Origin of the sequence: Neisseria subflava, from assembly GCF_024205745.1 — a bacterium.
GTDB classification, from domain to species: Bacteria; Pseudomonadota; Gammaproteobacteria; order Burkholderiales; family Neisseriaceae; genus Neisseria; species Neisseria flavescens_B.
In genome coordinates, this window is sequence record NZ_CP073117.1 from 666,516 (window position 1) to 685,719 (window position 19,204).

The 19,204-nt window shown below is 49.6% G+C and carries 18 protein-coding genes and 2 pseudogenes; 2 read left to right on the top strand and 18 right to left on the bottom strand.

Annotation, left to right across the window (positions count from 1 at the left end; genetic code table 11):
- Positions 1 to 2 precede the first annotated feature (2 nt).
- A complete protein-coding gene (locus KCG55_RS03265) occupies positions 3 to 815 on the bottom strand; it encodes a cytochrome C assembly family protein (RefSeq protein ID WP_254323385.1) in 813 nt (270 codons plus the stop codon).
- 182 nt (positions 816 to 997) lie between these two features.
- Between KCG55_RS03265 and ffh the strand changes: the two genes are divergently transcribed.
- Complete coding sequence (gene ffh, locus KCG55_RS03270; protein WP_003684000.1) at positions 998 to 2,368, top strand: signal recognition particle protein; 1,371 nt, start codon at positions 998 to 1,000, stop codon at positions 2,366 to 2,368.
- Between the two features lie 166 nt (positions 2,369 to 2,534).
- On the opposite strand, the gene KCG55_RS03275 is transcribed toward ffh, so the two are convergent.
- The 14 genes and pseudogenes from KCG55_RS03275 to KCG55_RS03340 all read right to left on the bottom strand — a co-directional run bounded on the left by KCG55_RS03275 (position 2,535) and on the right by KCG55_RS03340 (position 13,867).
- The gene (locus KCG55_RS03275) at positions 2,535 to 3,230 is read right to left on the bottom strand and encodes a thiol:disulfide interchange protein DsbA/DsbL (protein ID WP_254323386.1); all 696 of its coding nucleotides are present in this window, start codon (positions 3,228 to 3,230) and stop codon (positions 2,535 to 2,537) included.
- A gap of 170 nt (positions 3,231 to 3,400) precedes the next feature.
- Positions 3,401 to 5,365: pseudogene (locus KCG55_RS03280) on the bottom strand (TonB-dependent receptor); the annotation flags it as partial.
- 173 nt (positions 5,366 to 5,538) lie between these two features.
- Positions 5,539 to 5,697 carry a hypothetical protein gene (locus tag KCG55_RS03285; RefSeq protein WP_254323387.1) on the bottom strand — a complete coding sequence of 53 codons (159 nt, stop codon included), beginning with the start codon at positions 5,695 to 5,697 and terminating at the stop codon, positions 5,539 to 5,541.
- Positions 5,698 to 5,856: 159 nt separating this feature from the next.
- The gene (locus KCG55_RS03290; RefSeq protein WP_254323388.1) at positions 5,857 to 6,390 is read right to left on the bottom strand and encodes an alpha/beta hydrolase; all 534 of its coding nucleotides are present in this window, start codon (positions 6,388 to 6,390) and stop codon (positions 5,857 to 5,859) included.
- A 10-nt stretch (positions 6,391 to 6,400) separates the two neighbouring features.
- A complete protein-coding gene (locus KCG55_RS03295) occupies positions 6,401 to 6,745 on the bottom strand; it encodes a hypothetical protein (protein ID WP_063076184.1) in 345 nt (114 codons plus the stop codon).
- Positions 6,732 to 7,511 (bottom strand): exodeoxyribonuclease III, encoded by a 780-nt coding sequence (locus tag KCG55_RS03300; protein ID WP_003684015.1) that lies wholly within the window; start codon positions 7,509 to 7,511, stop codon positions 6,732 to 6,734. The genes KCG55_RS03295 and KCG55_RS03300 overlap by 14 nt, the downstream gene beginning before the upstream one ends.
- Positions 7,512 to 7,555: 44 nt before the next feature.
- Entirely contained in the window at positions 7,556 to 8,869 is a 1,314-nt protein-coding gene (argA, locus tag KCG55_RS03305; protein ID WP_254323389.1) for an amino-acid N-acetyltransferase, read from the bottom strand.
- Positions 8,866 to 9,261, bottom strand: coding sequence for an MJ0042-type zinc finger domain-containing protein (locus tag KCG55_RS03310; protein ID WP_070631685.1), 396 nt, complete (start codon positions 9,259 to 9,261; stop codon positions 8,866 to 8,868). Before KCG55_RS03310 ends, argA begins: the two co-directional genes overlap by 4 nt.
- A gap of 99 nt (positions 9,262 to 9,360) precedes the next feature.
- Positions 9,361 to 10,002 carry an orotate phosphoribosyltransferase gene (gene pyrE, locus KCG55_RS03315; protein ID WP_254323390.1) on the bottom strand — a complete coding sequence of 214 codons (642 nt, stop codon included), beginning with the start codon at positions 10,000 to 10,002 and terminating at the stop codon, positions 9,361 to 9,363.
- A gap of 170 nt (positions 10,003 to 10,172) precedes the next feature.
- Entirely contained in the window at positions 10,173 to 10,643 is a 471-nt protein-coding gene (gene rlmH, locus KCG55_RS03320) for a 23S rRNA (pseudouridine(1915)-N(3))-methyltransferase RlmH (protein ID WP_254323391.1), read from the bottom strand.
- A 161-nt stretch (positions 10,644 to 10,804) separates the two neighbouring features.
- Entirely contained in the window at positions 10,805 to 11,524 is a 720-nt protein-coding gene (pyrH, locus tag KCG55_RS03325; protein ID WP_002243681.1) for a UMP kinase, read from the bottom strand.
- A gap of 216 nt (positions 11,525 to 11,740) precedes the next feature.
- On the bottom strand, positions 11,741 to 12,595 hold the full coding sequence (tsf, locus tag KCG55_RS03330; protein ID WP_012779539.1) for a translation elongation factor Ts: 855 nt from the start codon (positions 12,593 to 12,595) through the stop codon (positions 11,741 to 11,743).
- Positions 12,596 to 12,718: 123 nt separating this feature from the next.
- Positions 12,719 to 13,447, bottom strand: a complete 729-nt coding sequence (gene rpsB / locus KCG55_RS03335; RefSeq protein ID WP_002230071.1) for a 30S ribosomal protein S2 — start codon at positions 13,445 to 13,447, stop codon at positions 12,719 to 12,721.
- A gap of 177 nt (positions 13,448 to 13,624) precedes the next feature.
- Entirely contained in the window at positions 13,625 to 13,867 is a 243-nt protein-coding gene (locus tag KCG55_RS03340; RefSeq protein WP_063076190.1) for a hypothetical protein, read from the bottom strand.
- A 78-nt stretch (positions 13,868 to 13,945) separates the two neighbouring features.
- Here KCG55_RS03340 and KCG55_RS03345 point away from each other — a divergent pair.
- Positions 13,946 to 14,535, top strand: a pseudogene (locus KCG55_RS03345) (5-formyltetrahydrofolate cyclo-ligase).
- Positions 14,536 to 14,815: 280 nt separating this feature from the next.
- Here the strand turns inward: KCG55_RS03345 and KCG55_RS03350 are convergent.
- The 3 genes from KCG55_RS03350 to mnmG all read right to left on the bottom strand — a co-directional run bounded on the left by KCG55_RS03350 (position 14,816) and on the right by mnmG (position 19,149).
- A complete protein-coding gene (locus KCG55_RS03350; RefSeq protein ID WP_254323392.1) occupies positions 14,816 to 16,525 on the bottom strand; it encodes a calcium-binding protein in 1,710 nt (569 codons plus the stop codon).
- 9 nt (positions 16,526 to 16,534) lie between these two features.
- On the bottom strand, positions 16,535 to 17,185 hold the full coding sequence (locus KCG55_RS03355) for a hypothetical protein (RefSeq protein ID WP_254323393.1): 651 nt from the start codon (positions 17,183 to 17,185) through the stop codon (positions 16,535 to 16,537).
- 68 nt (positions 17,186 to 17,253) lie between these two features.
- A complete protein-coding gene (mnmG, locus tag KCG55_RS03360) occupies positions 17,254 to 19,149 on the bottom strand; it encodes a tRNA uridine-5-carboxymethylaminomethyl(34) synthesis enzyme MnmG (RefSeq protein WP_254323394.1) in 1,896 nt (631 codons plus the stop codon).
- Positions 19,150 to 19,204: the final 55 nt, after the last annotated feature.

Sequence of the window (19,204 nt, forward strand, 5' to 3'; positions counted from 1 at the left end):
ATTTATCCAATACGTTGAAGGACAATTTCTAGGACGAATTTACTGCCTACATAGGCAAAAATCAGACTAACAAATCCAACAATGGTCCAAACGGCGGCTTTTTTACCCCGCCATGCGGTCATGCTGTGTTTCAACAATAATGCGCCATAAATCAGCCACGACATAATACTGAAGATGGTTTTATGCGTGAAGGTCATGGGTTTGCCGAAAACGGCTTCTGCAAAAAACGTACCGCTGATAACGGAATAGGTCAATAAAATGAAACCTGCCCAAATACCTTGGAACATAAGTTTCTCCAAACTCAATAAAGGCGGCAAGAAGCTGACCAATGCGGAAAAACGGCGTTTGTGCAGATTGCGGTCGAGCAAAAGGATCAGGATGGCAAATAAGGTAACGATGCCAAACAATCCGTATGCGAGCAATGATGATGCGATGTGCGACAGCGGCAATAAGTCTACGATTTGGCGGCCTGAAAAATTACCTGGGAAAAGGAAACCCAGCAATAAGGTCAATGCGGCACAGGGATACAATAAGAGTTGCACCCCGCGCAGACAATAAAAGAAACTGCCCAGGCAATACATCATCAGCATCAGCCAAACTATCAGACTAAGCGAATAACCAAAACCGGTAATCAATACCCTATCTTGCAATACCGGGAACATCAATGCTGCGCCATGTACCAATAATGCGCCACTCAAAATCAGCAGCTCGGTTTTCAGCGGGTAAGACTTATTATTGTGTTTTTTATGTTGCAACCAGGAAAATGCGCCCAATCCGGCATACACCAGCATAAGGCAGATTAAGACAATCGGCATAAATATCTTTCTCAATAGACATGTGAACACTTGACGGACACCCGGCAGGGTTTCAGACGGCCTTGGTGTGCGTGTTTGTGTTCTTGAAGCATAACTTCGGACTATCGTGTAAAATAATCCGAATTTTATTTTAACAAAGAATGCCCTGTATTGGGCAGCTATTCTCATTATCAAGGATAAGTATGTTAGACAACCTGACCAACCGCTTCAGCAAGGTACTTAAAAATATTCGTGGCCAATCAACGCTGACCGAAGACAATATTAAAGAAGCCTTGCGCGAGGTTCGTCTTGCCCTGCTGGAAGCCGACGTTGCATTGCCCGTCGTTAAAGAATTCGTCAACACAGTCAAAGAACAGGCCCTTGGCCAAGAAGTTGTCGGCAGCCTGACGCCTGACCAAGCCTTTATCGGCGTGGTCAACCAAGCCTTAGTCGAACTGATGGGTAAGGAAAACAAAACGCTGGATTTATCAGTTTCACCACCTGCCATTGTTTTGATGGCCGGTTTGCAGGGTGCCGGTAAGACAACAACCGTCGGCAAACTCGCCCGCCTGCTGAAAAACGATCAGAAGAAAAAAGTTTTGGTGGTATCTGCCGACGTTTACCGCCCTGCCGCGATTGAACAGCTGCGCCTGTTGGCCGAACAGGTCGGCGTGGACTTTTTCCCATCCGATACCAACCAAAAACCGGTTGAGATTGCAACTGCCGCCGTCGATTATGCCAAAAAACATTTTTACGATGTATTGATGGTCGATACCGCCGGCCGCCTGGCAATCGATGAAGAGATGATGAACGAAATCAAAGCGCTTCATGCGGCAGTTAACCCTGTTGAAACTTTGTTCGTTATCGATGCCATGTTAGGTCAGGATGCGGTAAATACCGCTCAGGCATTTAATGAAGCCCTGCCGCTGACAGGTGTCGTATTGACCAAGATGGACGGCGACTCGCGCGGCGGTGCGGCATTGTCCGTACGCCATGTAACCGGCAAACCGATTAAATTTATCGGCGTCGGCGAGAAAATCAACGGCCTCGAACCTTTCCACCCCGACCGTCTTGCCAGCCGTATCCTCGGCATGGGCGACGTATTGACCCTGATTGAAGACGTTCAAAAAGGTATTGATGAAGAAGCCGCCGCCAAAATGGCAAAAAAGCTGCAAAAAGGCAAAGGCTTTGACCTCAATGACTTTAAAGAACAAATTCAGCAGATGCGCAATATGGGCGGCTTGGAAAACCTGATGTCGAAAATGCCGGGTGAACTGGGCCAAATATCGAAACAAATCCCCGAAGGTACGGCTGAAAAAGCGATGGGCAAAGTGGAAGCCATCATCAACTCGATGACTCCAAAAGAACGCGCCAACCCTGCCCTGCTCAAAGCCAGCCGCAAACGCCGTATTGCAATGGGTGCGGGTACGACCGTACAGGAAGTAAACAAATTGCTCAAACAGTTTGAACAAATGCAACAAATGATGAAGATGTTCAGCGGCAACGGTTTAGGCAAACTGATGCGCTTGGCCAAAGGCATGAAGGGAATGAAAGGCATGTTCCCAGGTTTGTAAGCCGATTTGACAGAAAACGCCGTCTGAAAAGTTTCAGACGGCGTTTTGGTTTTGTATTCTGATTTAAAATCATGAGGCTTTAGCAACCATCTATTCTATAACGTCTCATATAAAAGGCCGTCTGAAATCCTATTTTCAGACGGCCTTTGCTCATTCAGCCTTTAAATTATTGCGGCTTTTTCTGCTCTTCGCGTACTTTGTCCACCAACTGATCAATCGTGGTCATGCCGGACTGCCAGTCTTTAAATTCAACTTGATATTTGCCGCCGACGATAACGGTCGGTGTGCCGCTGATTTGGAATTTATTGGTCAACTCTTCCATTTGAGCCGCACGTGCTTGGCTTTCGGGCGCTTCAAATGCAGCCAATACTTTTTTGCCGTCAAACGCTGTTTGCTCGGACAACCATTTTTTCAGGGTATCGGTATCGGCCAGATTGATTTTTTGATTAACCATCGCATCGAAAATATGGCTGTTGGCTTTATCTGATTCGCCGGCCATTTCCACTGCGGCGGCCAAACGTGCCAAAGGTTTCATTTCGTCGCCCCAAATCACATGCTCGCGACGCAGGTAGGTATCGTCTTTGAACGTTTTGGTGTGTTCGCTCAAAACCGGCTCCAAATGGGCGCAATGCGGGCAGAAGTAGCCGAAAAATTCCAATACTTCGACTTTGCCGGCCTGTTGTTGCGGAATAGACGTAGACAATACAGTGTAGTTCACGCCTTCGGTCAATGGGGCTGGCGCTGCCGGAGCGGATGCGCTGCTTTGGGCGCTGTCTGCCGGAACGCTGGTTTCAGCCTGTTTGCCGCAAGCGGCCAATGCCAACAGGGTCAATGAAGTCAAAGCTAAGGTTTTCAGTTTCATAGGTATCTCTTTACATTCAAATCAATGTGCGGATTTTATGGCATTTTGTTGAAGGCGTGTTCAATTTGAGTGAAAAAATGTGTTTAGTTTTATTTCAGCCTTTATAAAGGCCGTCTGAAATATGGCTTAGATAATTAGCCTTATTTTCAGACGGCCTTTGCCTGATTTCATCAGAAACGGTAATTTACCCGAGCAGTATAGCCGCGCGGATTACCCGGCATAGAGTCCGAACGCCAGTATTTTTGATTGAGCAGATTGGCTGCGGCAAAGGTAACGTTAACATTTTTATGGTTCCAGCCGAGCATGGCATCAACTCGGGCAAAGCCTGGAAGCGTGGTAACTTCTTTATTTCTTGAGTCGTAGCCGTAGCGTTTGCCTGTACCGGTTACGCCGATTTCGCCGTAGAGGTTTTCAGTCGGGGTATAACGGAAAAACAGGTTGCCGGTAACGTTACTGGTGTTGTCCAGATGGATGCCCACGCGGTTTGGATTTTCCTTGTCTTCAACCACTTTCGCCTGCATCACGCCCAACGAGCCGCGCAGGTAGAGTTTTTTGGGGATGATTTGTCCAATGGCGGACAACTCCACGCCGTGCGAACGGTGTTTGCCGCTGACTGCCCAAGTGTAGGGATTATTTTGCGCGTCGGGGCGATAGCGGATATTGAAGCGTTCGATTTGGTAGGCGGACAATGTGGTGCTGAGGCGGTCGTCCAGCCAGCTGCTTTTGACGCCGGTTTCGTATTGGCGGGTGTACTCGGGGTCGGCGTTGAACACGGCGGCAGACGAAGTGTCGATACTCAAATAGCCGCCGCGTCCGCCATAAGGCGCGAAGCCTTTATTATACGAGGCGTAGAGCGTGTGGGCGGGCGTTACGTTCCACACTGCGCCGATGTTGGGGCTGAACGAGTGTCCGCTGTATTGGCGGCTACTGCCGGTGAGTTTGTTTTCGGAATTAAAGGTGTACTTGTCGTAACGACCGCCGAGGACAAATTTCAAGTCGGGCGTGGCGGAGAAGATGTTTTGCACGAAAATGCCGTAGGAGTCGGCTTTGTGGCGGTTTTGGGTGAGGACGGGTTGCAATCTGCCCGAAGCCGGCCAGCTTGCTCGGTCGTATGGATCGATGGAGGCGGTAAAGGCGCGACTGTAACCCAATGTCGGGTTGCGGTGTTCGCGACTGTAGTCCATGCCTACGGTCAGGTGGTTTTCAAAACGGCCGATGGTGTAGTCGCCGTTGAGCGTAAAGTTGGATGACAGGGTTTTGTTGTCGGTCTGTTGCCAAGCGTAGTTGCGTTTGATTCGGCTGCCGTTTTCGCTGCCTGCATAGAAATGGTCAAAATCCTGCGCCGCCGTGCGGTGGGCGAGCTGCCATTGGGCACGCCATTTGTCGTTGAAGGCGTATTCAAGGTCGGAACGCCAAACTTGCAGCTTGTCTTTCACAAAATCGTTCGGGTGGGCAAAACCCATGCGGTAAGGCAATCCGAAGCGGTCGTACACGGACTTGGTCGGGCTGCGGTCGGGTGTGCGCTCCACATTGTCGTAGGTGTATTGCCCCGTCCATTTCAAGCCGTTGTCGAGTTTGACGGTAATGCTGGGCGAAACCATGACGTTTTTGCTGTCTATGCCGCTGCGGAACGAATTGGCGCGCCCGACTTCGCCGGTGAGGCGGATGGCGACGTTTTTGTTCAGCACTTCGTTGATGTCCATATTCAGGCTGCGGTTTGCCCACGAGCCATAAACCGCACCGATGTTGCGGCTTTGTTTAAAGTTGGCATATTTGCTGACCATGTTGATGACGCCGCCGCCGTTGGTGCGCCCGTAAAGTACGGAAGACGGGCCTTTCAGGATTTCCACGCGCTCGATGTTGGCGGTGCTGCGGCGCACCTGCCCGCTTTCGCGCACGCCGTCGCGGTAAATATCGGATGCATCGGCTTGAAAGCCTCGCAGGAAAATGCTTTCGCCGCGCATATCGTAAGCAGCGTCGATGCCGGCATTGCCTTCAAGGATAGAACTCAAATCGTTCGTGCCGTAATTTTTGTTTTTCTGGATATTGAGCGTATCGACGGTTTGCGGCGTTTCTTTAATGAGCTGTCCGTTGCGGGTAACAGCGGCTTCGTCGTAGTTGATGTAGCCTGAGACCTTTGCAATAACATAGGTTACTAAAATTTTATGCTCAATCTCATTTTCAAAATGCAAAACCTTTCTGATTTTCCTACTTTTTGCTCAATATTAGGAGGGTTTTAGTCAATTGAAAATTTTTTGGCGCATTTTTATGCGTCAAATTTCGTTAACAGACTATTTTTGCAAAGGTCTCAGCCTTTGAGTACGCTGGTATCGGACTGTCCGACCACAGAAACAGTGGGCAAAGTAGCGGTGTAATGTTCACCATTGTCCTGCGTATCGGCGGCAGCAACAGGGAAGGAAGCGATAATCAGCGTGGGTAATAAAGCCAAATGAAATGGTATTTGCATTTTTATACTCAATTTAACGAAACAACCGAATTATATTGCTTCAAAAAAGAAATGAGAATAGTTTCTTTTAATTATATTTAACATGATATTTGTAAACAAAGGCCGTCTGAAATACATATCGGTTTCAGACGGCCTTTGTTTATTAATAGACACTTCAAACTACTTACTCAACAGCATTTCCTGCATCAGCTTCATGCCCCATTGCCAGCCACCGAGTGCACCGTTCAACTGGCCGGAATGCGGTGATTGAAGCAGGCGTGCATGCCAGCGGTCGGCCTGTTCTTGCGCCCAATCGCGTGGCGTGCCGTTTGTTTCGGCGATAACCAGCGCTGTACGGCAAGGGCAGCGGACACGTTGAAACGTATGGATTTCGTCCTCGGGAAAAGCTTCTGGACGCGGCGAGACCAAAATAATATTGGTCAGGCGTTTTTGCGTCATGATGTCGGCTTGATACAGCCATGCTAAAAATGCGGATACGCCGGCACCATGAGCCACGACGGCAATATTTCTACTGACGATATGGTCGAAGGCCGTCTGAATCTCGTGTTGCCATTCGGAAATGGTCTGCCGACTATCGGCTTCGGCAGTTTGAACAATCGGATAGCTGACCGCCCAGCGGTCTATCCACATTTCCGCTTCATCCGCATCGCGTATCAGAAACAGTGCCATTTCTTCGAGTTCGAAGCTCTGCATTTCAGACGGCCTATTTGAGCAAGTCGTTGAGTGTAAATGCAATCAGCAATGCGGCAGGCACGCTAAGGATGGCACAAGTCGCCAGACAAAGTACGATGTTGGCAATCAGCCGCCAGCCCTTCCAAGCAAAGCATTTGGCCGCAATCAGCAGGCAAGGCAGGGAAAACAGCAGCCATACCAACGCCCAAGTCGGATTGGCCTTGGTCGGCGCAACCCAACCGGACATCCGCGCCAGCATAAACACCGCCCACACCAGCATAGGCAATACAAATGCCGCCACAACCCACGCCGCGCCTACGCCGGTTTTGCCGTTTATATTCCAATCATATTTACCCAAAACCTTATTCGGCAACATAGTCATACTCCACAACTAAAGGGGCGTGATCCGAGAATTTTTCGTCTTTATAAACATGTGCGGAAACGGCTTTGGCGGCCAACTCCGGCGTAACCATCTGATAATCGATGCGCCACCCGACATCTTTCGCATACGCTTGTCCGCGGTTGCTCCACCAGGTATAGCCCGGCACATCGGGATAAAGTGTGCGCCACATATCCGTCCAACCAAGCTTGTGGATGACTTTGCCTATCCATTCGCGCTCTTCTGGCAAGAAGCCCGAATTTTTCTGATTGCCCTTCCAGTTTTTCAAGTCGATGTTTTGGTGGGCAATGTTCCAGTCGCCGCAGACGACGATGTCGCGTCCTTCGTTTTTCATGGCTTCGAGCATGGGATAGAACGCGTCCAAAAAGCGGTATTTCACTTGTTGGCGTTCTTCCGCGCTACTGCCGCTGGGCAGATACAGCGAAATTACCGACAACTTGCCGAAATCGCAACGGACAAAACGGCCTTCCCTGTCAAATTCTTCAATGCCCATGCCGATTTGCACATTGTCAGGTTTGCGCTTGCTGTACACCGCCACGCCGCTGTAACCGCGCTTTTCGGCGCAATGCCAGTAGCCGTGCATACCGTGCGGATTCTTCATATCGTCTGACAGGTCGGCTTCTTGAGCTTTCAGTTCCTGCACGCAGACGATGTCGGCACCGGAAGCGGCGATGTATTCATAAAAACCTTTTTTATAGGCGGAGCGGATGCCGTTGACGTTGGCAGAGATGATTTTCAACATAAGATTTGAGTAATTTTTAAAAACGGATAATAGGATTGAGGTTTTCAGACGGCCTGCAAGTCATAAACAAATACTTTGGAATTGCGACCGTTGGCATTGTATTCCTGCCGGCGTTCAGCAGGCAGGTCATCGGCTGAGGCCGTCTGAAAGCCCCGTTCAACAAACCATTCGCCCGTGTGCGTGGATAAGGCGAAAAGCGTTTTGATATTTAAGGCGCGTGCTTTTTGAAACAGATGTTCCAACAGCAATTCGCCGTAGCCGCCATCGCGCGCTTCGGGCGACACCACCAGACAGGCCAATTCGCCGCAGTCCGGCTCGGAAAAGGTTTTCAACGCCACGCAGCCGTAAATGTTTTGATCGTGTTCCAATACGGAAAAACTGGAAATATGGTTTTCCAAATACTCTCGGCTGCGGTGTAACAAGATGCCTTGTTCCGCCAAAGGACGGATTAAGGCGATGATGTGCGGAATGTCGTCGCTACGTGCCTGACGGATGGAAACAAACGGCTCACGCGCAATAGATGTACCGCTGCCCTCGCGGGTAAACAGCTCGCGCAACAGGCTGCCGTCTTCACGGCCGTTGAGAATCTGCACCCGCGATACGCCGTTTTCCAACGCGCCTACCGCCGCATGCAATAAATCGGCCGGCGCATCCGGATTGTCGTGTATCAGTTCCTGCACTTCGCCGACAGACAAAGTATTGGCCAACGAGCCGTCGGCACGACGAATACCGGTTTCTTCGGTCAAGAAAACCAGTTTTTCCGCCTGCAAAGCCATGGCTACTTCCTGAGCGGTTTCGCACATACTCAGATTGAAGGTTTTACCGCTGTACGAATGCCCCAAAGGGCTGATAAGCACCACCGCGCCGCCATCCAAACGCAAACGGATTTCTTCTGCGTCGATTTTGCGGACGGTACCGGTATAGCCCATGTCCACGCCGTCGATAACGCCCAACGGACGGGCGGTAATAAAGTTGCCACACGCGATAACCGGCGGCTTGCTCCGTTGCGGTGCGGATACGCTGCTGAACAAAGCTGCTTCCACATCGCTGCGGATAATCCCCGCCACCTGCTTCACTTCCATTAAAGTCGCTTCATCGGTAATCCGTCGGCTGCCACTGTATTTCGGAACAAAATCCCGACCCGAAGCCAATTTGTCGAGCAAATGCCGCGAACCGTGTACCAAGACCAAACGCAAGCCCAAGCTGGCCAACAGATTCAAATCTGCGGCCAAACGAATCAGGGTTTCGCCTTCTAACAGGCTGTCGGTCACGCCGACCACCATGGTTTTGCCGCGCAAATATTGGATATAGGGCGCGGCCTCGCGAAAGCTGGCGACAAAATGGGCGATGGCACTCATAGCAGGGCAAGATAAAAGAGTTGCATAATCAAAACCGTCAGCGCAATCAGCGATGCCAAAGTCCAGTTGAAACCGTCCTTGCGCGTTTTGACCGCCGCCGGCTCTTCCACCTTAGACTCTTCCTTGAGCGCGCTGTTGAGCAAATCGGAAATTTCTTTGCGCGAGAATTTGGAATGCTTGAGAATTTGCGCACCGATATTATGCACGAGGCGCACATCCGTTACCGCCACAGGCAGATGGGCTGGATCGGCCGGCAGGTTGCCCGACAGATAATCCTTGGCCTTAAACATCCCCGAACAACGCGTGCAGACCACGAAACCTTGCGCCACGTTCAACTGGGCATCTTTCACCCAATGCGGTGTTTTACAATGAGGACAAGAACAAGCAGGCATGAGTATTTTCCGTAAGTGTATTGAATCAAAAATATATTTTAGCCAATGTTTCAGGCCGTCTGAAAAATGTTTCAGACGACCTGAGCATGATGTTATGGTTTAAACCGCGCCGTAACGTTCGCGATAGGCTTTGACCGGCTCAAAGAAGCCGCCAAATTCGGCATTGTTTTGCAAGAGCGTAAACAAGTCGTTCAAGTTGGCAATCGAAACCACCGGCAGGCCGTATTGTTTTTCCACTTCCTGAACCGCCGACAATTCGCCCGTGCCTTTTTCCATGCGGTCGAGCGCAATGGCCACTGCGGCAGGCGTTGCGCCTTCGGCCTCAATCAGTTTGACCGACTCGCGCACGGATGTACCGGCGGAAATCACATCATCGATAATCAGCACGCGACCCTTCAAAGGAGCGCCCACCAACACACCGCCCTCGCCGTGGTCTTTGGCTTCTTTGCGGTTGTAGGCAAACGGTACGTTTACGCCTTTTTCCGCCAACATCATCGCTGTTGCCGCCGCCAAAATAATGCCTTTATAGGCTGGGCCGAACAGCATATCGAACTTCACGCCGCTGGCAATAATGGCCTCGGAGTAAAACTTCGCCAGCTGCAAAGTCGATGCGCCGTCATTGAACAAACCGGCATTGAAAAAATAAGGCGACTGACGGCCGGCCTTGGTTGTAAATTCGCCGAATTTCAACACGTTTTGTGCCAAAGCGAATTTGAGGAAGTCTTGACGGAAATCGGACATTTGGGTTCTCTCGAAAGATGTTGATTTATCAAAGAAACGATTATAAAGGATTCATGCGGAAAAATCAGGCCGTCTGAAAACAGGTTCAACCCCGCTTTAAACCGACTTGCCCTATTCCCTTTCAAACCGACAAGGCGGCATTGCCGTCTTATCCCAGCAATCAAAACGGATTATTCCCGATGATAAGGATGGTTGTGCAAAATCGAAACGGCGCGATAAAGCTGCTCGGTCAATAAAACGCGCACCATGCCGTGCGGCAAAGTCAGGCTGGAAAGGCGCATCATTATGTTTGCCTGCTGTTTCAAACGGTCGGTCATGCCGTCTGCGCCGCCGATAATAAAGCAGACGTGTTCGCCGTTTTGCTGCCAGCTTTTCAGATGTTGTGCCAATTCGACCGAAGTCGGCGCTTTGCCGCGTTCGTCCAATACCACCAAAAACGCGCCCTGCGGTATGGCTTCCAACAGGCGTTTTTCTTCAGCCGCCATGCCCTGAGCCGCATTTACACCCGCGCCGCGTTTCTCTGGCTTGATTTCTTTCAGCGCATAATTAACATCGCGCCCGAAGCGTTTGGCGTACTCGCCGACGGCTTCATCCACCCAACGCGGCATTTTCGTGCCGACAGCCAAGACGGTGATATTCATGAAGTATCCTTTTGTTATCGAATTGTCGGTTGGATATTATGGTCAAGCAAACCCTTAACCTGTCCCAGCCATGGGAACTGCCCACGCAACCGACTGAAAATAAAAGGCCGTCTGAAAGCCGAATGTATCCCTTTCGGCTATTTCAGACGGCCTTTCAATGATTAGCAGTGAACCAGTGTACCTTCGTTTTCGCCGGTTACCACGCGTTTGAGCGAACCTTCTTTAGCAATGCCGAATACCACGATATTGAGTTTGCGTTCGCGGCAGAGGGCGAAAGCGGTGGCATCCATCACTTTGAGGTTTTTCAACAAGGCTTCGTCAAAAGTAATGGTTTCGTAGCGTGTTGCAGATGGGTCTTTTTTCGGGTCTGCGGTGTACACGCCGTCAACGTTGGTGGCTTTGAGCATCACGTCGCAGTTCATTTCCGCACCGCGCAATGCGGCGGCAGTGTCGGTCGTGAAGAATGGGTTACCGGTACCGGCGGCAAAAATCACGACTTTGCCTTCTTCCAAATATTGAATGGCTTTAGGACGGGCGTAAGTTTCAGCGATTTGCTGCATGGAAAGTGCGGATTGTACGCGCGCTTTGATGCCCAAAGTTTCAAATGCGTCTTTGAGTGCCAACGCGTTCATCACGGTTGCCATCATGCCCATGTAGTCGGCAGTGGCGCGGTCCATGCTGCCCGCTTGTGCAGATACGCCGCGGAAAATATTACCACCACCGACAACGATACCGACTTGCACGCCCATTTTAACGACTTCGGCAATTTCGCCGACAGTTTGAACGATGGTATCGTGATTGATGCCAAACGGATCGGAACCCATCAGGGATTCGCCGGAGAGTTTCAGTAATACGCGTTTGTATTTGATTTGCTGTGTCATGGGATACCTTGCTTTCTTGAATGTTGTCGGTCGGAGTTGGGCCGTCTGAATTTCAAACGGTCGGATTACAATGATATAGTGTGTCGTTCTATTATTGTTTTGTTTTCAGACGGCCTTTATATTCGGTCGTCTTAAAATAGGTACCGTAAACGGTTTTCTCAAAAAAAAGCACCCTGATTCGTTTGGAATCTAGGTGCTTTCTTTTTCATAAGTGCCTTACACTTTAGCAGCGGCAGCAACTTCGGCTGCGTAGTCAACAACGGCTTTCTCGATACCGTCGCCTACTTTGTAGCGTACGAAGCTAACCACTTCAGTGCCGTTTTCTTTAGCGAATTGGGCAACAGTTTGGTCAGGGTTCATCACGAACGCTTGGCCGTTCAGAGTGATTTCAGCCAAGAATTTGCGGATACGGCCTTCAACCATTTTAGCGGCGATGTCGGCAGGTTTGCCGGAAGCGATAGCTTGTTCGGTGTAGATGTGGCGTTCTTTTTCAACGGTTTCAGCATCTACTTCGGCTTCGCTTACGCATTGTGGTTTAGCGGCAACGATGTGCATACCGATTTTGCGTGCTACGTCTTCAGAGCCTTTGAACTCAACCAATACGCCTTCGGTAGCCAAAGCACCGTGGATGTAGGCAACCAGTTGGTTGGCAGTGTCGATCACTTGGAAGCGGCGAACAGACATGTTCTCGCCCAATTTAGCGATGATGGCTTTACGTTCTGCTTCAACCAGTTCGCTCAGTTCTTCAACAGAAGCCGGTTTTTTCTCGGCAGCAGTTTTAGCAACGAAGTTGGCAAATTCTACGAAGCCGGCGTCTTTAGCAACGAAGTCGGTTTCGCAGTTTACTTCAACCAATGCACCGACATTGCCGTTGATCGCGTAAGCCAATACGCCTTCGGCAGCAGTACGGCCAGCCAGTTTACCGGCTTTCGCACCAGATTTAATACGCAGGATTTCTTCGGCTTTATCGAAGTTGCCTTCAGCTTCAACCAAGGCTTTTTTGCATTCCATCATGCCCAGGCCGGTAGCGGCGCGCAGGTCGGCAACCATTTTTGCAGTAATTTCTGCCATTTTGAATCTCCTAGATTTTTGGGAACACGGCGATTGCCGTGTTTGGAAATAGTGGCCGTCTGAAACAGATTTCAGAACGGGATTTGAGAAAAGGGGCATAACGCCCCTCTTCTGTGTACCGAATTACTCGGCAGCAGCTTCTTGGGCAGCGGCTACAGTTTCTTGCAGCGCTTGGTTTTTGCCTTCCAAAACTGCGTCAGCGATGCCGCGGCAGTACAGGCGGATGGCTTTGGCGGAGTCATCGTTACCAGGGATAACGTATTTCACGCCGTCAGGGCTGTTGTTGGTATCGACTACGGCGATAACAGGGATGCCCAATTTTTCAGCTTCAACCAGAGTACCTTTTTGGTAGCCGGTATCGATAACGAAAATCGCGTCAGGCAGACCTTTCATGTTTTTGATACCGCCCAAAGAACGTTCCAGTTTTTCAACGTCGCGTTGCATTTCCAGAATTTCTTTTTTGTTGAAACCACCTTCAGCAGCGTTTTCCAGAGCAGCAGTTTTTTCTTCCAGGCGTTTGATGGATTGCTTAACGGTTTTGTAGTTAGTCAGCATACCACCCAACCAGCGGTAATCAACGAAAGGCATACCGGCACGGGTAGCTTCTTCGCGGATGATGTCGCGGGCTTGGCGTTTGGTACCTACGAACAATACTGTACCTTTGTTGGCAACCAGACGACGTACGGCTTCTTGCGCCTCTTGGAACATCGGCAGGGTTTTTTCCAAGTTTACGATATGGATTTTGTTGCGCGCACCGAAAATGTATTGAGCCATTTTCGGGTTCCAGAAACGGGTTTGGTGACCGAAGTGAACACCGGCTTCAATCATCTGACGCATAGTAATTTGAGACATGTTATTTCCTTGAAAGGGTTAAAGAGCACACATTCAATCGCATAGAACTTGATAGGCGGCGCCTATTGGCAAGCACCCTTCGGCGAAAGTGGGCATAAGTTTTAAAAAATAAAAGAGTGTTTCCGAAATGGAAAACTTATGGATTATAGCGGATAAGAGGCCGTCTGAAAAGGGATTTTATACCTTTCCATCCTGTTTTTCATCCGCCTGTACCGCCTTTTGGCGGGCCGCTTCAAACTCCGCCTGCTCCTGCCGTTTCATCAGGCGGTTGCGGCGGCGGATGGTCACGACGAAGACCGTGAACACAGTGGGCAACACCGCCCAAAAAACCAAATAAATCAACGCGCGCGCAATACTCGGCTGCGCGGCGGAAAACATCACGGCGACAAAAAGATAGCCGATGGCGACAATGTGCCACATTGTGTGCGTCCTGTTTGAATGTTAATAAAATCGTTATAATCGCAACATTCTACCGCAATCCCGAAAGGCCGTCTGAAAATGAGAAATCCCGACAAATCGGCATTACGCAAACAGTTCCGCCGCGCACGCGCCCAAATGAGCGCAGACGAGCGCAACGCCGCCACCGAAACCATCAGCCGCCTGCTCAAACCCTACATCAAAAAAGGACGGAAAATCGGCGTGTATTGGCCGATAGGCAAGGAATTGCGACTGGACGGCTTTATCCGTGCCGCACAAAAACGCGGCGCAAAACTCTACCTGCCCTATATCGAACCGAACACGCGGCGGATGTGGTTCACCCCCTATCCTGCCGACGGCGCAAAACAAGAACGCAAACGCGGCCGCGCCAAATTGAGCGTTCCCCAATTTACCGGCAAAAAAATCCGCGTCCACCAACTCAGCCTGCTGCTGGTCCCCATCGTCGGCATCGACAAACGCGGCTACCGCCTCGGACAGGCCGGCGGCTATTACGACGCCACCCTCTCCGCCACGAAATACCGCCTGCAAACCCAAACCCTAGGCGTAGGCTTCGGCTGCCAGCTGACCGACACCCTGCCGACCGAACCCCATGATATCCCCTAAACGGCTTTGTCTCCGAACTTGGTGTATTGAAATTTAGAAAGCCTTGAGCGTGACAATCTATAGTAGCTTAGAGATTATCCCATCTCAAAATCATCAATTTATTAACAATACATATGCAGATAAATAGTCTTTTTCAAATTAACTTTACATTATAAAAAAATAAATTTATGTATATGAAAATGATTGTTGCTCCTGTTCAGCTTAATCAATTTAAGAGCAACACCTTCTCATAATGAGAAGGTTGGATCTTTGCTTCTCCACCACAAGATTTAATAAACAAGGCAGTCTAAACATTTTTAGGTTATTTTCAATCTTGCTCCCACAGGCTTATCTACTCATGCCATAGGATTGTGATTGATCCAACTGCCTTTGCAGCACTTCATATTCAAACTTCTGTTCCGTTTGTCGAATGTTTTTAATACTCTCTTCAATCGATGTGGATCCAGCACTATTTACGTCCATAGTAGCCTTTATCAAAATAGGAGTAAGTTCGCCGATTAAATAGTGTCCATCCTTAATATTGAACAGTAGTTCTGCATTCCCTTTACCCATTGTTTTAGAATACCCCAAAGCAGCTAACGACATTGCAGCATTATTCATTGCCTCCTCATTCTTCGTTGGAAGGCCATGTTTTTCATGATATTCACCAAGTCGCTCTTTAATAGAATGGAAAAGTTTTTGTGCTGGCAGAGGCAAATCTTCAATTCTTGACAAACTCCCTTCGGCAACTGCCATCCGCTCCATCTCAAAATCCCGGCGGTTCTGCGACATTTTGTTCCAATCTCTATCTATGTTCTCCCTTGTCTTTTGGTACATCTCCATTATCGATACACCACTGCCAGACATATTTTTTTTCGGCTCCTCCAAACGGATGCCCAAATCGCCGTTTTTGAAGTTTTCGATTTTTAGACCGTTAACATCCAAAGTCCCCGTTTTTTTATTCCAGTCGTAAACTGTATTGCCGTCTCGGAAAATCGTACGGTCGTGTTCGGACAAATCGCGCACACCACCGTGCAACCTACGTCCGTCCAAAAACACTTCTCCTTTGCCGTCTTCATCACGGATAGTATCGTATCTGTCGGCACGGTAGGTGTCGTAACCTCTGCCCCCGTACAGCTCGTCTTTACCCTCATTACCAGCCAAAAGGTCATTGCCGTCCCCACCTTTAAGCTTATCGTCCCCACTGCCGCCCAGCATCCTGTCGTTCGATTTTGTCCCCGTCATCACATCATTACCCGCATCACCGTACATAGACGCACCGCCGTTCAGACGGGTAGTTGGTTTGCCGTGCAGTAGGCTTTGACGGTCGACCGCGCCGTTTGCATTGACGCTGTTGCCTCTACTATCGCCGAAAGTATCGTAATTTGCCATATGCTTGACGAAACCGACCATGTCTCTTTGCCTTAATCCTGCCTCGGCAAAATCTTTTTCAAAAGCGGTCCGGCGGTGCATAAAGAAGAGAATGTCGTTTTCGTAGTAAGACAACCTGACCGACCCGTTCGTACTCGGATACATCCCATACATATTTTCACGGGCAAGCAAATCTTTGACCTGCTCATAACTTTTACCTTTGACTTGGGGATAAAGACCGCCGCTGATATGGGTGTTGTACGCTCTGCCGTTGCGCCGCTCTTCGTAAGCGACCATACGCGCCTCGTTGTAAATCGCTTCGGCTTCGCCGTAGCCTCGGGCTTGGGCGTAGGATTTGGCAGTAAGGTAGTAATCAACCGATTTGGCTTGATTTTTACCTAATGCATGTCCAACTTCATGGGCTAAAATTCGGGCAGTAATGTATTGAGAATTTGGCTCAAAATAGATATTTCCTTTTTTAGGGCTGTAATAGGCACCTGAGCCTTTATTAGGAATTTCAAGAAAACTTTTCCCTTTCCCAATAAATTCATTGATTTGCGCAACCAATTCTTCATCAGCTTTTATCCTGTCCAACTCCGTCATGGTAGAATTAGGCATTCTTTTATTATGGAAACCAAGTTTCTTTAATTCAGCTTCTGCCTGTTGATTTAATATTATATTTGCCATAAAAACTCCTTAATTCATCGGACTCATTTCAAGATTGCTATAAAAAGAAAGAGCTAAAATAGCACCAGTACCTGAATTTGTAGCAATCATCTCTCTACCATTTTCTCTCCAATAATAATGAAACCGTTCTTTAATTGAATCACTTTCTTTTCTATCCACAAAGATTGTGTCCGTATAATAGGAATCTGGCATTTCATCTTCTGTAGGAACAGGAAGAAAAGCAGGAAAGGTATTCTCAGGAAAAATACTTCCTTTTTTTTCTCGATATTTTTTTGTCATTGATATGTATATATTTGTTTTATAAGACGTATGCTCGATAACAACATACATTCCAATTGGTGACTCTATATCTAAATACTTTGGCATCTCAGGGTAGCTGTCTATTACTGGAACTTTCCATATTTCTTTCAATTCTTCGGCATGCATCACATACAGACAGTCATCTTTAAACGCTGTTTCGTACATCTGTTTAATCAAATCATCACGACTTTCCACTTTATGCAACATTCTGCGGCAGCGATTTCGTACCTGTTCCATCATCGTTTCTTTCTTTACAGTTTGGGTATTTGGGGAATGTTCTTTGTTCCTACTACTACTTACTTGTTGAGTGCAGGAACTCAATAAAAAAACAGTTAATACGGCAGTTGACGACAGTTTCATGCATAGTCTCCTTTTTAGACTGTATATTTAAATAAATTTCTTCCGAGAAGTTTAGACAACTTTGATTTCTATTGCGCATCTTTAAACCCGCGTTTCAAATGCACCATCAGCAACGCCACCGCCGCAGGGGTTACGCCGGAAATTCGGCTTGCCTGTCCAACGGTTTCGGGTTTGTGCTGGTTGAGCTTTTGCTGCACTTCGGCGGATAAACCTTTGACTTTGCTGTAATCGATGTCGTCGGGCAGCTTTAAGGTTTCGATGTCGCGGCGGCTGTCGATTTCTTCGTTTTGGCGGTCGATATAGCCTTGGTATTTGACTTGGATTTCGACTTGCTCAATCACGTTTTCAGGCAGCCTGCACTCGGGTTGTGCGCCTTCGAGCGTCATCAGTGCGGCGTAGTCGAGGTTCGGGCGGCGCAGGAGGTCGTGCAGGTTGGCTTCCCGGCTGAGTTTTTGCCCGAACACGCGGATTTGTTCGTCTTCGGCGAGTTTTTGCGGCGTGTACCACGTTGTTTTCAAACGTTGGATTTCGCGTTCGATGGCTTCGCGTTTTTCGTTGAACATACGCCATTGTTCTTCACCCACCAAGCCGATTTTGTAGCCGTCCTCGGTCAGGCGCATATCGGCGTTGTCTTCCCTGAGTTGCAGGCGGTATTCGGCGCGGCTGGTGAACATTCGGTAAGGTTCGTTCACGCCTTTGGTGATGAGGTCGTCCACCAATACGCCGAGATAGGCTTGTTCGCGGCGCAGCAGGAGCGGGTCTTGTTCGCGGATGTATTGCACGGCATTTGCGCCTGCGAGCAGGCCTTGCGCGGCGGCTTCTTCGTAACCGGTGGTGCCGTTGATTTGTCCGGCGAAGAAGAGGCCTTGGATGGTTTTGGTTTCGAGGCTGGCTTTGAGGTTGCGCGGATCGAAGTAGTCGTATTCGATGGCGTAGCCGGGGCGCAGGATATGGGCGTTTTCGAGGCCTTTCATGCTGCGTACAAGCGCGATTTGAATATCGAACGGCAGGCTGGTGGAGATACCGTTTGGGTAGTATTCGTGCGTAGTCAGGCCTTCGGGTTCGAGGAAAATCTGGTGGCTGTCTTTGTCGGCGAAGCGGTTGATTTTGTCTTCGATAGACGGACAATAACGCGGACCCACGCCTTCGATTTTGCCGGTAAACATCGGGCTGCGGTCGAAGCCTGATCGGATGATGTCGTGGGTTTGCGTGTTGGTATGCGTAATCCAGCAAGACACTTGGCGTGGGTGCATATCGGCGTTGCCGCGTACAGACATTACGGGAACGGGTGTGTCGCCGGGCTGTTCGGTCAGTTGGGAGAAGTCAATCGTGCGTCCGTCAATACGCGGCGGCGTGCCGGTTTTCAGACGGCCTTGAGGCAGGTTCAATTCGCGTAAACGACCGCCCAAGGATTTGGCGGCTGGATCGCCGGCGCGGCCACCTTCGTAGTTTTCCAAACCGATGTGGATTTTGCCGGACAAAAACGTGCCTGCGGTCAACACGACGGCGCGTGCTTTAAACTCCACGCCCATTGCGGTCACCACGCCGCTGATGCGTTCTCCGTCGAGCGTGACGTCTTCGACGGCTTGTTGGAAAAGGTCGAGGTTTTCTTGGTTTTCCAACATCTCGCGGATGGCGGCTTTATATAGGATACGGTCGGCCTGCGCGCGTGTGGCTCGTACTGCCGCGCCTTTGCTGGCATTCAAGCGGCGGAACTGGATACCGGATTTGTCGGTGGCCAGTGCCATCGCGCCGCCCAGTGCGTCGAGTTCGCGCACGAGGTGGCCTTTGCCGATACCGCCGATGGAAGGGTTGCACGACATTTGGCCGAGGGTTTCGATGTTGTGTGAGAGCAGCAGGGTTTGCGCACCCATACGTGCGGCGGCAAGTGCAGCTTCGGTACCGGCATGGCCGCCACCGACGACAATCACGTCGTAGGTTTTGGGATAAATCATGTAAGTCATGTTTATGTGTTCTGTAAAGGTTTCAGACGGCCTTTTGTTGATCAGGCCGTCTGAA